The sequence below is a fragment of the Alkalihalophilus pseudofirmus genome, from assembly GCF_029094545.1.
GTDB classification, from domain to species: Bacteria; Bacillota; Bacilli; order Bacillales; family Bacillaceae_D; genus Alkalihalophilus; species Alkalihalophilus pseudofirmus.
The window spans coordinates 3,463,156-3,476,542 of the sequence record NZ_CP117835.1 but is presented as its reverse complement, the minus strand read 5'-3'; the positions used below and the strand labels follow the sequence as shown (position 1 = coordinate 3,476,542).

Annotated in this window: 15 protein-coding genes and 1 riboswitch; of the genes, 9 read left to right on the top strand and 6 right to left on the bottom strand. The window is 42.1% G+C overall.

What is annotated here, in order from left to right; translation table 11 throughout:
- Positions 1 to 43: 43 nt before the first annotated feature.
- The 4 genes from yunB to PQ478_RS18360 all read left to right on the top strand — a co-directional run bounded on the left by yunB (position 44) and on the right by PQ478_RS18360 (position 4,692).
- Positions 44 to 790: a sporulation protein YunB gene (gene yunB, locus PQ478_RS18375; protein ID WP_289235098.1), complete on the top strand. Its 747-nt coding sequence runs from the start codon at positions 44 to 46 to the stop codon at positions 788 to 790.
- A 68-nt stretch (positions 791 to 858) separates the two neighbouring features.
- Positions 859 to 1,035: riboswitch (Lysine riboswitch) on the top strand.
- Positions 1,036 to 1,158: 123 nt separating this feature from the next.
- On the top strand, positions 1,159 to 2,706 hold the full coding sequence (locus tag PQ478_RS18370; protein WP_289235097.1) for a Na+/H+ antiporter NhaC family protein: 1,548 nt from the start codon (positions 1,159 to 1,161) through the stop codon (positions 2,704 to 2,706).
- Positions 2,707 to 3,046: 340 nt separating this feature from the next.
- Positions 3,047 to 4,576, top strand: coding sequence for a sodium-dependent transporter (locus tag PQ478_RS18365; RefSeq protein ID WP_289235096.1), 1,530 nt, complete (start codon positions 3,047 to 3,049; stop codon positions 4,574 to 4,576).
- Positions 4,576 to 4,692, top strand: coding sequence for a methionine/alanine import family NSS transporter small subunit (locus PQ478_RS18360; protein WP_012960333.1), 117 nt, complete (start codon positions 4,576 to 4,578; stop codon positions 4,690 to 4,692). The genes PQ478_RS18365 and PQ478_RS18360 overlap by 1 nt, the downstream gene beginning before the upstream one ends.
- A gap of 38 nt (positions 4,693 to 4,730) precedes the next feature.
- On the opposite strand, the gene PQ478_RS18355 is transcribed toward PQ478_RS18360, so the two are convergent.
- Positions 4,731 to 5,750 (bottom strand): M23 family metallopeptidase, encoded by a 1,020-nt coding sequence (locus tag PQ478_RS18355; protein WP_289235095.1) that lies wholly within the window; start codon positions 5,748 to 5,750, stop codon positions 4,731 to 4,733.
- Between the two features lie 196 nt (positions 5,751 to 5,946).
- Here PQ478_RS18355 and lipA point away from each other — a divergent pair, with 196 nt between their 5' ends.
- Positions 5,947 to 6,861, top strand: a complete 915-nt coding sequence (gene lipA / locus PQ478_RS18350; protein WP_012960331.1) for a lipoyl synthase — start codon at positions 5,947 to 5,949, stop codon at positions 6,859 to 6,861.
- Positions 6,862 to 7,206: 345 nt separating this feature from the next.
- A complete protein-coding gene (locus tag PQ478_RS18345) occupies positions 7,207 to 8,499 on the top strand; it encodes a homocysteine synthase (protein WP_012960328.1) in 1,293 nt (430 codons plus the stop codon).
- 351 nt (positions 8,500 to 8,850) lie between these two features.
- Here the strand turns inward: PQ478_RS18345 and PQ478_RS18340 are convergent, their stop codons facing one another.
- Both PQ478_RS18340 and PQ478_RS18335 read right to left on the bottom strand, forming a co-directional pair.
- Positions 8,851 to 8,979 (bottom strand): hypothetical protein, encoded by a 129-nt coding sequence (locus PQ478_RS18340; protein WP_289235094.1) that lies wholly within the window; start codon positions 8,977 to 8,979, stop codon positions 8,851 to 8,853.
- A 167-nt stretch (positions 8,980 to 9,146) separates the two neighbouring features.
- Entirely contained in the window at positions 9,147 to 9,788 is a 642-nt protein-coding gene (locus PQ478_RS18335) for a YhcN/YlaJ family sporulation lipoprotein (protein WP_289235093.1), read from the bottom strand.
- A gap of 151 nt (positions 9,789 to 9,939) precedes the next feature.
- On the opposite strand from PQ478_RS18335, the gene PQ478_RS18330 reads away from it, so the two are divergent.
- Positions 9,940 to 10,269: a YutD family protein gene (locus tag PQ478_RS18330; protein ID WP_435521088.1), complete on the top strand. Its 330-nt coding sequence runs from the start codon at positions 9,940 to 9,942 to the stop codon at positions 10,267 to 10,269.
- Positions 10,270 to 10,297: 28 nt separating this feature from the next.
- On the opposite strand, the gene PQ478_RS18325 is transcribed toward PQ478_RS18330, so the two are convergent.
- From PQ478_RS18325 to glpX, 3 genes are all read right to left on the bottom strand, one after another.
- Positions 10,298 to 10,594, bottom strand: a complete 297-nt coding sequence (locus tag PQ478_RS18325; protein WP_289235091.1) for a cytosolic protein — start codon at positions 10,592 to 10,594, stop codon at positions 10,298 to 10,300.
- A gap of 51 nt (positions 10,595 to 10,645) precedes the next feature.
- Positions 10,646 to 10,912, bottom strand: a complete 267-nt coding sequence (locus tag PQ478_RS18320) for a DUF3055 domain-containing protein (RefSeq protein ID WP_012960323.1) — start codon at positions 10,910 to 10,912, stop codon at positions 10,646 to 10,648.
- 64 nt (positions 10,913 to 10,976) lie between these two features.
- Positions 10,977 to 11,948, bottom strand: a complete 972-nt coding sequence (gene glpX, locus PQ478_RS18315; protein WP_012960322.1) for a class II fructose-bisphosphatase — start codon at positions 11,946 to 11,948, stop codon at positions 10,977 to 10,979.
- 244 nt (positions 11,949 to 12,192) lie between these two features.
- On the opposite strand from glpX, the gene PQ478_RS18310 reads away from it, so the two are divergent.
- Both PQ478_RS18310 and PQ478_RS18305 read left to right on the top strand, forming a co-directional pair.
- Complete coding sequence (locus tag PQ478_RS18310) at positions 12,193 to 12,642, top strand: DUF86 domain-containing protein (RefSeq protein WP_289235090.1); 450 nt, start codon at positions 12,193 to 12,195, stop codon at positions 12,640 to 12,642.
- A 92-nt stretch (positions 12,643 to 12,734) separates the two neighbouring features.
- The gene (locus PQ478_RS18305) at positions 12,735 to 13,385 is read left to right on the top strand and encodes a helix-turn-helix transcriptional regulator (RefSeq protein WP_012960320.1); all 651 of its coding nucleotides are present in this window, start codon (positions 12,735 to 12,737) and stop codon (positions 13,383 to 13,385) included.
- Positions 13,386 to 13,387: the final 2 nt, after the last annotated feature.

Below are 13,387 nucleotides of genomic sequence, written 5' to 3'. Positions count from 1 at the left end.
TCCCCCTTTGCTGCATATAGTTTTTGCAAAGGGGGTTTTCAACATGAGATTCGGCAAACGATCGAGACCCCGGAAAGGTCCCTTGCCATTTCGCTATGTACTGCTCTTATCCTTTTTAATCTTTGTTATTTTAACCGTCCAAGGCCTTTGGATCATTGAGAAAGGAATCAGACCGACGCTTGTTCATATTGCCACAACAGAAACGAGAGTCATTGCAACAAAAGCGATAAATGATGCGGTATCTAAAAAGATCGCATCAGACCTTAATCAAGAAGAGCTGTTTATTCGTGATGCTGATAATACAGTTCAGTTCAATACGCAAATGTACAACCGTATTCTCTCAGAAGCAACAAACCGCGTTCAGCGCCATCTAAAGGCGGTAGAACAAGGCGAGGCGTTTGATGTTTCGTTTGATAATGAAGAGGCTGTTACCTCAGACGGGGGAATTATATACACGATTCCGCTTGGGCAGGCAACGAATAATGCCTTACTTGCTCACCTAGGACCGCAAGTCCCTGTTCGTTTCTCGGCAATTGGCGATGTGAAAACCGATTTTAATATGAAGACATTTAACACGGGCATTAATAATACGACCATTTCCGTTAATTTTGATGTCGTGGTGGATGTGAAGATTGTCATTCCTTTTGCTACAAATACAGAAGCGATTAAGACGACAATTCCAGTTGGCCTCATTAACATTCAAGGAGAAGTTCCTGAATACTACGGCGGGAACGGCGGCAGTATGATTATACCAGCACCAGGTAATTCCTTAGGCGGTGGCGATAATTAACATTGTCAACCTTGTAAAACTATGATAAGATAATTCGGCAAACTTAATATGAAGTTGCCTCATCAACATGGTGGGGTAGAGGCGCGAATGCAGATAAGTACACACTTGGAGGATGACAACGTAGAGAAGTGTGAAAAGGATCATTTGCCGAAGTGGAAAAGAGGAGTCAGACCTTTTCTGCTGGGGTTGCATTGAAGAAGTGTAACACTGTCACAGTCAATAGACTGTGGAGAACTACTGTTGTGATGGGGATACCTGTGCTTATTAAGCCGATAATGGGTAGCCATTATCGGCTTTTTTTATACTCTTTTATCCGAGTATAGGATGCATCCCTGTATCAACAAACTCAAAAAAGGGGGATGGACCGAATGGAAGGTTCAATTTTATCGCTGCTGCCACCAATACTAGCACTTGCGATGGTTATCTTAACTAGACGCGTACTATTATCACTTGGTGTCGGTATTATCGTCGGTGCACTAATGTTAAACGGGTATAATCCTGTTGATAGTGTAGCTGAAATTGTATCAATTGTTGCGGCAATCTTTGTCGTAGACGGCGCTATTAATGATTGGGAACTTTATATTATCTTTTTCCTATTACTGCTTGGTATGATGGCGGCGCTCGTTACTCGTTCTGGAGGGAGCCGTGCGTTTGGAGAATGGGCATTAAAGCGTGTCAAAACTCGTGTTGGCGCACAGCTTGTAACAGTGATGTTAGGGATTATTATCTTTATCGATGATTATTTCAACAGCTTAACAGTAGGTAACGTGTCTAGACCATTAACAGACCGTCACCGTGTATCTCGTGCAAAGCTTGCTTACTTGGTTGACTCTACAGCAGCACCTATGTGTGTTATCGCACCAGTATCAAGCTGGGGAGCATACATCATTACAATTATTGCCGGCATTTTAGCTACACATGGTGTGACGCAGTATGAAGGCTTACAAGCGTTCATGCTGATGGTTCCGATGAACATTTATGCACTAGTTGCTATCGGGCTGGTTCTAGCGGTTGTATTCTTTAAGCTTGATTTTGGAGCAATGAGAGTACATGAAGAGCGTGCATTTAAAACTGGTGAGCTTGTTGACCCTGATTCTGGTGCAATTCCAGGAGATCAAGAAGATCTTAAAGTTAGTGATAAAGGCCGTGTCGGCGATCTTGTATGGCCGATTGTTGCTTTAGTTTTAGGAACAGTTGCTTTTATGATTATTACAGGTATTCAAGCATCAGAAGGTGCCGCAACCATTCTTTCTACATTTGAAAATACTGATGTAGCATCATCATTATTATATGGTGGTATTATCGGTTTTGCAGTGGCTCTTGTGCTCAATATTGTTAAGAAAACCGAAGCAAGTGACCTTGGTGCAACGATTTGGGCCGGGATTAAATCGATGCTTCCAGCGATCTATATTTTACTATTTGCATGGACGATTATTTCAATCATCGGCGACTTAGGAACAGGTCAATATCTAGCTTCTCTTGTAGATGGCAATATTCACCCAATGTTCTTACCTGCAATCCTTTTCTTAATTGCTGGATTTGCAGCATTTTCAACGGGTACATCATGGGGTACATTCGGGCTGCTTCTTCCTATTGCTGGAGAGATGGCCGCTGTTATTGATATCACAATGATGCTTCCAATGCTTGCAGCCGTTCTTGCAGGTGCAATCTTTGGAGATCATTGTTCACCAATCTCAGATACGACAATTTTATCTTCTACAGGAGCAGGAAGTCATCATATTGACCACGTAGTCACGCAGCTTCCGTATGCGATTGTGGCTGCCGTTATTACATTGATATCCTACCTTGTACTAGGTGCGACAGGAAGTGTGCTTCTAACGCTTGCTGCAGCTCTTGTATTATTAGTAATCACAGTTCTTATATTGAAAAAGTTATCAACACCGATCGAGTCCTAAAGAAAAGGCTTCTGCTGCCAAGCAGAAGCCTTTTTTGGATCATATTGCCTAATTCCTATACATTTTTTGAGAAAACCTTCGAAAAATGTGACAATTTCCTTAAAATTATTTTGACAAACACCAAGCAAATCATTATAATCAAAAAGTGAATAGTCAGATAACTCTAAAAAATGGAGGGGTTACAAAAACGGATACTACTACACGTTGATGCACTAAATAGACTTGTCGAAATAATTGTCAAATAATTTTGATAAAAAATATTTTAGTGCGGCTACTATTTACAGAATCTTTTGAATACAATTTAAGGAACTTAGTTCACAACAGAGAGGAGTTATCGACGATGGCTAGAGAGCAATGGGGAACACGAGCAGGATTTATTTTAGCAGCGATCGGTTCAGCAGTCGGTTTGGGTAACATTTGGCGTTTCCCTTATGTAGCGTATGAAAATGGTGGGGGAGCATTCTTTTTACCTTATCTTTTTGCACTATTAACAGCGGGAATTCCGCTACTTATTATGGAGTTTACATTAGGGCACAAGTATCGTGGCTCTGCACCGCTTTCATATGCTAGGTTAAACAAAAAAGCCGAATGGATCGGCTGGTGGCAGGTAGCGATTGCCTTTGTTATTTCCACTTACTATGCAGTTATTATTGCTTGGGCGATTGCCTACACGTATTTTGCTTTCAATCAAAGCTGGGGAGAAGATACCGGCGGATTTTTAATGGGAGAGTACTTGCAGCGTATTGACTTATCAGGCGGTGCGTTAGGTGAAGTTGGTTCCCTTGTACCGGGTGTATTCATTCCGTTATTAGTTGTATGGGCCGTAACGTTAGGCGTATTATTTAAAGGGGTTAAACGCGGTATTGAAATGGCCAACCGTATCTTTATCCCGATGTTACTTGTCATGTTCTTATTAATTGTTATTCGCGCGTTAACGCTTGAAGGAGCAATGGTTGGTTTAGATGCATTCTTTGCACCAAACTGGAGCGAGATCATGTCCCCTGGTGTATGGGTTGCAGCTTACGGACAAATTTTCTTTAGTTTATCGATTGCCTTTGCGATTATGATTACCTACTCAAGTTATCTTGGGAAGAAATCAGATATTAACAACAATGCCTTTATTACAGGCTTTAGTAACTCGAGCTTTGAGTTATTAGCAGGTATCGGGGTTTTCGCAGCATTAGGTTTCATGGCGACAGCATCTGGTGTCGGCGTTGATGAAGTAGCAAGTGCAGGGATTGGGCTAGCCTTTGTGGTCTTCCCAGAGATCATTAATACATTCCCTGGGATGAATGCATTTTTCGGAGTCTTATTCTTCGGATCTTTAGTGCTTGCAGGTTTATCTTCACTTATCTCAATTGTGGAGACATTTGTAGCAGGGATTCAAGATAAGTTTAAAGTATCTCGTACAAAAGCCGTTGCGTTTGGGGGCGGATTATCAGCCTTGATTTCATTGCTTTTTGCGACACAAGGCGGGTTGTTCTTCCTAGATACAGCAGATTACTTCATTAACCAATTTGGTGTAGCATTAGCCGGTCTTGTATCTGTTATTGCCGTATCATGGTTCATCCGTAAGCTTCCTGAATTACAAAGTCATGCAAACGGTGTATCTGACTTTAAAACAGGCTTATGGTGGAAAGTATGCTTAAGCATTATCACGCCGATTGTTCTTGGTTACATGGCGATTCAAAATACGATTACAAATATCACTTCTAATTACGAAGACTATCCAACATCGCTTGTTGTGAGCTGGGGCTGGGTAGTTGCAATCGGAGCGATTGTCATTGGATTTGTCTTTGCGGCATTCAAATGGCAGAAGAACGACCTTGATGTTCCGACAGACTCAAATGATAAAGGAGCTGAGCTATAATGAGTACAGGCGCAATTGTTATGATGCTTGTCGGCATGTTGATTATTTGGGGCGGTATGGCTCTAAGTATTGCAAATGCAGTTAGAGTAGCAAAGCAGAAAAAAGCTTCTTCTTAAAAAGTACAAAAAATAAGGAGTCAGCATAAGCTGGCTCCTTATTTCTTCTTTTTGCGGTCTTGATACGCTTTACGCTCCCATTGTTTTAATGAAGGGAATGGATCAAATGACCACTCAGTAAAGCCGTTATCTCTATACATACCATAATGAAGATGCGGCGGGAATTTGCCTTGGGTGCCGGGCTTACCGTAACCCGAGCTTCCGCAGTAACCAACCACATCGCCAGGAGACACAATGCTTCCTTCTTCAATTCCTTTCTCGAAGCCGCTTAAATGAGCGTAGTAATGATACACATTATCTAAGTCGCGAATACCGATACGCCAGCCGCCGTACATATTCCATCCTTTAACTTCTACTTTTCCGTAAGCTGTAGCACGCACTGGCACATTATAGCCGGCGAAAATATCTGTTCCTTCATGGATCCGCCTTCCGCCCCAACCTCTACGGTCCCCCCATGTGTTTTTGTAGCTGTAATTATAATTGAGAGGGATAGGGAACGCATGATCATCTAAATCAAGTGTTCCAAAATGCTCATACACAGCTGCATGACCGTGGATAATAGAAACAGACTGCTCGCGCTGGTAATAATCCCATAAAGCAATTCTAAAGTCATCTTCGTCAAATCCGTATTGTTCTAAGTAATGAGCAAATGTGTATAGAACATCTTCATCGTCTGTTGGACTCGCGACGCCATCACCGTTGCCATCTAACCCTCTACCATTAAATAAACTAATGGATAACGGATCTGTGTCTTCTTTATTTGGGTTGATCGGACCTGCCCATATTTCCAGATCATAAAAGATAGAAATAAATCCTTCTTCCCTCGGCCGGTCACGCTGAGCACGGCGCAGTCCACGCTCATACGTATCAACTGCAGCTAAATAATGCCACGGGACTTGGGTAATGGCCTCCATTTTTTGATACAGCTCCATCCGTGCATTGAATATTTCTTCTTGTGACATTTCTTCGGTCGTATTTGCTAAAGTAATCTGCGGAGCAGAACTGATTATAAATAAGGTCAGCATAAGTATTTGTAAAAACCGTTTAGCTCGTTTCACTTTATTCCCTCCTCTAGGAATTCTCTTCTTCTCTAGTGTGCAAAGTTTTTAGAGAAAAATATGAGTGAATCAATGGAAATTTCGAGCGATAGTTTGGTCATTTGGGAATAATCATGATAAAGTATAGAAAGATAAATGCAGCGAGGTTTGTCGATTTTCGTATGCAGAATATGGGAAAGCGGATGGAGTGAATAGCATGGCAAAGAAAGAAGAACATTTACGTAAGCCGGAGTGGCTGAAAATAAAATTAAACACAAATGAGACTTACACTGGTCTAAAGAAGATGATGCGCGAGAAAAATCTACATACAGTCTGTGAAGAAGCGCGTTGTCCAAATATCCATGAATGCTGGGCTGTTCGTAAGACGGCTACATTTATGATCTTAGGGGATGTATGTACACGTGCCTGCCGTTTCTGTGCCGTTAAAACAGGTCTTCCTAATGAACTTGACCTGCAAGAGCCGGAACGTGTAGCAGATTCTGTAGAAATGATGGGATTAAAGCATGCCGTTATCACAGCTGTCGCTCGTGATGATTTAAAAGACGGAGGGGCGGCTGTGTTTGCTGAAACGGTTCGTGCCGTACGCCGTAAAAATCCATTCTGTACGATTGAAGTACTGCCATCTGATATGTTAGGTAATTTTGATAGCCTGAAGACGTTAATGGATGCGAAACCGAATATTATGAACCATAATATTGAAACGGTTCGCCGCCTGTCGCCAAGAGTTCGCGCACGTGCAACGTATGACCGTACATTAGAGTTCTTGCGCCGCGCTAAAGAAATGAACCCAGATATCCCTACAAAATCAAGCCTGATGATCGGCCTTGGTGAAACAAGAGAAGAGATTATTGAAACAATGGATGATCTTCGTGCCAACAACGTGGATATTATGACTATTGGACAATACCTTCAACCGACGAAAAAGCATTTAAAAGTACAAAAGTATTACACACCAGAAGAATTTGCTGAATTTAAAGAGATTGCTCTTGAAAAAGGCTTCAGCCACTGTGAATCTGGTCCGCTTGTACGCTCTTCATACCATGCCGATGAGCAGGTAAACGAAGCACAGGTAAGAGAAGAAGCGAACAAAGTAGCAAAAACACATAATTAATGAGGAAAGAGCGCCGCGGCGCTCTTTTTTTATTTGAGTGTACCAGTTCGAGAGGAGATTGACACAATTCTAAGGAAACTAGTGACAATTATATTTAAAAGGAATATAAATAACGTTCAGACTGACGCAATTCTATTAGATTGACGCAATAAAGAGTGTAATAAGGACAATAAGTAACTACATTGACGCAATAGAAAGAGGAACAAGCGCAATAAACATTGAGAAGCAGTCAAATAATAAGTCAGAAGCCGCCGTGTATTCTCTCTTGACAAGTCGGAATAGTGTGAATATTATTGAAGCAATACGTGCTACTATTAAAAAGACGAAGTCAATGGGGGAATACAGATGAGTGAAGAGAATCATTTCAGGCCGGAAACATTAGCTATTCATGCTGGACAAGAGATTGATCCAACCACGTTTTCACGCGCGGTTCCGCTTTACCAAACAACCTCTTATGGATTTAAAGACACAGATCATGCTGCAAATTTATTCTCGCTAAGTGAATTTGGTAATATTTATACACGCTTAATGAACCCGACTACCGATGTATTTGAAAAAAGAGTAGCCGCACTTGAAGGCGGGGCAGCGGCTCTTGCGACTGCTTCAGGACAGGCGGCAATTACGTACTCTATTTTAAATATTGCTGAGGCTGGAGATGAAATTGTGTCGGCCGCCAGTTTATACGGGGGTACATATAATTTATTTTCAACAACATTACCGAAGCTTGGCATCAAGGTTCATTTTGTTGACCCGACTGATCCTGCTAACTTTAAAGCAGCTATCACTGATAAAACAAAAGCCATCTATGCAGAGACGGTAGGGAATCCAAAAGGAGATGTGCTAGATATTGAGGCAGTGGCTCATATTGCTCATGAGCACAATCTTCCTCTCATAGTCGATAATACCTTCCCAAGTCCATACTTACTGCAGCCAATTAAGCATGGTGCGGATATTGTTGTTCATTCTGCCACAAAATTTATCGGTGGCCATGGTACTTCAATTGGCGGGGTGATCGTAGACAGTGGAAAGTTTGATTGGACAAAAACAGATAAGTATCCTGGGCTTACGACGCCGGATCCAAGTTATAACGGCGTTGTCTACACAGAAGCCGTTGGTCCAATTGCCTATATTATAAAAGCTCGAGTGCAGCTTCTTCGGGACTTAGGGGCATCTATTGCACCGTTCAACTCATTTTTACTTCTGCAAGGGCTAGAAACCCTTCATTTGCGAATGAAGCAGCATAGTGAAAATGCGTTAGAGACTGCAAGGTTTCTTGAGGCGCATCAGTCTGTTGACTGGGTTTCTTATTCTGGGTTAGAATCTCATTCCTCCTATGACCTCGCTCAAAAATATTTGCCAAAAGGGCAAGGAGCTATTTTAACATTCGGATTAAAAGGTGGAGTAGAGGCTGGGAAGAAGCTTATTCATTCGGTTGAATTGTTCTCACACCTAGCTAATGTAGGGGATTCAAAATCACTAATTATTCACCCGGCTAGTACGACTCATCAGCAGTTAACAGAAGAAGAACAGCTCGCAGCAGGAGTGACTCCTGGAATGATTCGTCTTTCAATCGGAACAGAAGCGATTGAAGACATTTTAGGCGATCTTGGCCAAGCGATTGAAAAAAGCCAGCAATAAAAATAGAGCAGCTCCTGAGTTAGGGAGCTGCTCTATTTTGGGTTTGGAGTAAAGGCTGGCGCTATTATTAGCCGAAGTGATACATATACGCTTGCTACAGACGCATATAACGTTTGATCAGGCGCAATTAAACTACATCGGCGCAATAAAGCCGGCAAGTAACGCAATAAGGCGAGAGAGGAGCGCAATGGCCATATACATTGACGCATAAAAGGCTTGAATATATACAATCTTCTTTTCCCCTTATTTTACCGCATGCCAAAACAGCCGCCTCCGCTTTTCAAGATGTCTAGCTTCGGCTCGTTGTCCTGCGGGAAATAACGGTGCATCGAATGAAGACAAAAAGCGTCTTCATATCGCTGCCCCTAATATTTCCGCAAGCCAGCCCACTTGCCTCCGCTTTTCGTGTCTAGCTGCAGGGTTCAGGTAATCGGTGGCTTCACTTTGCCAAACGAAGCAAAAAGCGCTTCTCATTGTCAAAGCTCCATCCTCCTCATACCTAAACGAACCCTTCCGCTTTTCAAGATGTCTAGCTTCGGCTCGTTGCCTTGCGGGAAAGAACGGTGCATCGAATGAAGACAAAAAGCGTCTTCATATCGCTGCCCCTAATATTTCCGCAAGCCAGCCCACTTGCCTCCGCCTTTCCTTTAATCCATTAATTTCTGTTGTTTCTTTTCCATGACGTTCATGTTGTCGTCGGTGTCCTCGTTGTAGGCACCTTGTGGAGATTGGCGCATTTCTTGGATCGTTTGTTTAAGCGTTCCGTCTAAATTTCCAGCTGTTGTGGAGCCATCTTGGAAGCGTTCAATGTCTTCGAAATGACTATGATCATCTGTAATATAGACTTCATAGTAACGCGGAACTACAGAAATCGCACTGCGTTTTACTTGGTCCGCTACGTAATCGCGGTCGTTCGTATCGCAGTCATAAGCAACTAATACGTATTTATCTGTAACAAGTGTAGCGGCCTCGCTCACCGTTTCGTTCGTTAAGACCATTCTTGTTACCGTATCAGAAAGCTCTGTCCGGTCAAACATAGGTGTTGATTGTTGTCTGCCGTTTGCTTCTACCTGTTGTTTTTGATATCTTGTGTACCCATAATGGTTGTAGTCATTATTTTGATTTTGCTGACCCATTCCCATTGGATAATAGCCATGATTCGTTTGCATAGGGCCGTAATTCGGATTAGCTGTACGCTGCATCGATTGTTGCCCCACATCATTCATCTGGCAGCCGGTCATAAGCATTAAAGCTGCGACACCAGAGATCACCATTGATTTTTTTATCATGATGTTCATTCCCCCTCTACTTTAAGAATGACCAAAAAGAAATGTTTTTACTGATAGAAAATGATGCCACAAAGGTTACTGTAGGGAGGCTCGGGTGTGGTATAATAAGGGTATGAAAAGTGAGGTGAGCCCAGTGGTTCGCATTCAAGGAATGCAGTATGAAGTAATAGAGGACATAAAAGAGGGCTGGAATGAAGAAGCCTTTAAGGCACGTTACAGTGATGTGTTAAATAAATACGATTATATTGTTGGTGATTGGGGTTACAGCCAATTGCGTTTACGCGGCTTTTTTGAAGACCGCCATAAAAAGTCGACCTTTGATACGAAGATCAGTACTCTTCCTGATTATTTATACGAGTATTGTAATTTTGGCTGCGCTTATTTCGTGCTTACGAAAGTGAAGGAAACGAAAGAAAAGGATAGGGAAAAAGAAAAACAGCCTGTACCTGCAGAAGAGGCAGCGGCATTAAGTGAAGAATAGGGGAGAGCCCTTTTAAAGGGCTCTTTGTTTAAGTGGTCGTGTAAGGTGGTTCTTCGTTTTTATCAGGATCATCATGAGTTGGGTGATGTCCTGGATATTTACGCGGAAGGTTTTGGTGCAAAGATTTAAACTCATAATTGAAAGCGCTGTAATAACGCTGCCCAGGCTTCCAAGGGGTGCTTTTATTTTCAACAGGTTTATCCTTATTGATTGGTGAGCCGTAAGGGCCTTCTGGAGTAATTTCTGGCACAATGAAATTGCGCATCGTTTCGACGTTTGAGAAGTCAGTGTAATCTTCCGTTTCTTTATCACGTGAATCTGGCATAAAAAAACCACCTCCTGCCGTTAGTTTTACCGGAAGAGATGGTTTTTACTATTAAATGACTTCATATAAAAATGAACGTAATTCGCCAGCTTCTTCTTCACTGATTTGATAAGCGTGCTCAAGATAGCCAGGCTCTTCTAAATCGTCTGTACCAATAATGGCAAACCGATTAGATAATACATCTAGAACCAGCTTTTTCCCGTAATAGCGGGAAGAGGTGATGATGGCTAAGTCAAAACGTTGTGACTCACCCATAAAGCTTACAAATCTGGTCCTTGTTTCTTCTGTGTCATCATATAAATAAAAGCGCTCAGACATTCTTATTGCCCCCCAAGTAACATTGTTTTTTTATCATATCATGCCACAAGAGGGGATGCGATACTTAGTCGTTCATCACTAAATGAGGTTTATGGTCAAGATGGTGATGTGTTTTAATGTAGCGGACTGTTCTTGTCTTAGCACGCATAACAATGGAGTCAGTTTCAGCAAGGTCTCCGCCTAAAAAGCGTACGCCTTCAACTAATTCACCAGAAGATACTCCCGTTGCAGCAAAAATAGCATCATCACCGCGAACAAGATCGTCTAATTGTAATACTTGACGAGGATCTTCTAGCCCCATTTTTTTGCAGCGTTCAAATTCTTCATCATTCATTGGTACAAGACGAGCTTGCATGTCACCGCCTAAAGCTTTTAGCGCAGCAGCAGAAATAACACCTTCTGGAGCTCCGCCTGTTCCAACAAACAAATCAATACCCGTTTGCGGCAAGGCAGTGGCAATAGAAGCACCAACGTCACCGTCACCAAATAATTTAACACGAGCACCCTTTTGGCGAACGCGTTCAATCAATTCAGCATGACGCTCACGCTCTTGGATAATCACTGTCACATCACGAACTCGTTTATTTGTCATTTTAGCCACAATATCAATTGTTTTTTCGATAGGGTCATCAAGACGGACAAGTCCAGCGGCAAGAGGTCCGACTGCGATCTTTTCCATATACATATCTGGTGCGTGAAGCAGCGTTCCTTTATCGGCTACCGCAATAACAGCCATCGCATTAGGGTGTCCTTTCGCTACGATGTTTGTTCCTTCAAGCGGGTCAACCGCGATGTCAACTTCAGGACCATGCCCACTGCCGACTTCTTCGCCAATATAGAGCATTGGTGCCTCGTCAAGTTCTCCTTCACCAATGACAACAGTACCTCTGCAGTTTACTGAATCAAACATTGTGCGCATGGCACTCGTTGCAGCATCATCTGCTTCATTTTTCTTCCCGCGGCCCATCCATTGAGATGAAGCTAGGGCTGCTGCTTCCGTTACACGGACGATTTCTAAGGCTAGTTCACGATCCAAGTTGTTTCTCCTCCATTTGTGTAAAAAAGTTTTGTGTAGCTTAATTTTTTTGTAGTAGCATAATGTGTGTAGCATTCACTACTTTTCATTTGTTCGACAATCAATCAGGTCCTTGTCGAATCATTTACGTTCTTTATCATAACAAAAACGCCGTAAAGAATAAATCATTTCTTTTGATGTGTTTAACTTTATCTAAAAAAAACGTTTAATGTGTTATACTAATTCAAAAAAAGAAGGTGTTCCTATGTATTTTGTGAATCGTGAAAAAATTGAAGATACCCTTACATATATGGATCAATTGTTAACAGAATTTGAGGAGAATCAACCTCTTGAAACCGTAAAGGATAAGCTTGCTTATGAGCGGTTTGCAACGGTTGTCATAGAATCAATTATTGATGTTGGAAATAGTATGATTGACGGCTTTATCATGCGTGATCCTGGGAGCTATGAAGACATTGTAGAAATCCTTTTTGATGAAAAAGTGCTCCAAGAAGAAGAGGCGGCTGCCCTGAAAAAAGTGGTCAGCTTAAGAAAACCGCTTGTAACAGACTACACACAAATTAAGCATGAAGATGTACAAGCAGTCATTCAAACGGAAAGAAAGGCTCTAGAGTCCTTTTCAAGCCACGTTAGACGCTATTTAGTAGAGGAGCTTGGTCCTGTTTCTGCGTTTTTGCCTGAACAGAATTACTAATTCAGGTAAGTGTTCAAGGTCAATGTAAGAATAGTTTTAAATTGACACATAAATTTACAATTGACCACACATCGCTTACAATGAGGTGAAGGATGGTGATGGTCGTGAATAATAATACCAACTCCACAAGGCAAGTTATCTTAGTGATGTTAAAAAAAAGCCAGCAGCTGACCGTCTCAGAAATAGCTGAGCAATTAGAAATTACAGAGATGGCGGTGCGCAGACACCTACAAGGATTAGAAAAAGAAGGGCTGATCGAATCGAGGCTTGAAAGACAGCCGATGGGCCGCCCTACACATAAATATTCTTTAACCCTTAAAGGAGAAGAGAGCTTCCCAAGGAATTACGGCAATCTCTCGCTTGAATTTTTACAAGACCTCGAACAATTAAGTGGAACGGAAATGATTGAAAAGTTATTTGAACAGCGCCGCGAACGACTGCTTGATAAATACAGCACTGCTGTAACAGGCAGTTTTGAAGAGCGTGTTGAGACACTTGCTCGTATTCAAAATGAGAGCGGGTATATGGTTGAGGTTGAGAAGCAGGATGATGGAACATATCGGTTTGTAGAATACAACTGCCCGATCGCGCAAGTTGCAACAGCTTACCCTGTTGCGTGTACGTGTGAACAGAAACTGTTTAAGTCTCTGCTTGATACAGATGAGATCGAAAGGGAAGAGTGCATGGCTAAGATGGATACGGCGGGCTGTGTGTATGTTTTAAAAGAGAAAAGTAAAAAATAACA

Coding starts and splice junctions, on each gene's coding strand:
- yunB (WP_289235098.1), top strand. CDS start 44: ATGAGATTCGGCAAACGATCGAGACCCCGGAAAGGTCCCTTGCCATTT.
- PQ478_RS18370 (WP_289235097.1), top strand. CDS start 1,159: ATGGAAGGTTCAATTTTATCGCTGCTGCCACCAATACTAGCACTTGCG.
- PQ478_RS18365 (WP_289235096.1), top strand. CDS start 3,047: ATGGCTAGAGAGCAATGGGGAACACGAGCAGGATTTATTTTAGCAGCG.
- PQ478_RS18360 (WP_012960333.1), top strand. CDS start 4,576: ATGAGTACAGGCGCAATTGTTATGATGCTTGTCGGCATGTTGATTATT.
- lipA (WP_012960331.1), top strand. CDS start 5,947: ATGGCAAAGAAAGAAGAACATTTACGTAAGCCGGAGTGGCTGAAAATA.
- PQ478_RS18345 (WP_012960328.1), top strand. CDS start 7,207: ATGAGTGAAGAGAATCATTTCAGGCCGGAAACATTAGCTATTCATGCT.
- PQ478_RS18335 (WP_289235093.1), bottom strand. CDS start 9,788: ATGATAAAAAAATCAATGGTGATCTCTGGTGTCGCAGCTTTAATGCTT.
- PQ478_RS18330 (WP_435521088.1), top strand. CDS start 9,940: ATGCAGTATGAAGTAATAGAGGACATAAAAGAGGGCTGGAATGAAGAA.
- PQ478_RS18325 (WP_289235091.1), bottom strand. CDS start 10,594: ATGCCAGATTCACGTGATAAAGAAACGGAAGATTACACTGACTTCTCA.
- PQ478_RS18320 (WP_012960323.1), bottom strand. CDS start 10,912: ATGTCTGAGCGCTTTTATTTATATGATGACACAGAAGAAACAAGGACC.
- PQ478_RS18310 (WP_289235090.1), top strand. CDS start 12,193: ATGTATTTTGTGAATCGTGAAAAAATTGAAGATACCCTTACATATATG.
- PQ478_RS18305 (WP_012960320.1), top strand. CDS start 12,735: ATGGTGATGGTCGTGAATAATAATACCAACTCCACAAGGCAAGTTATC.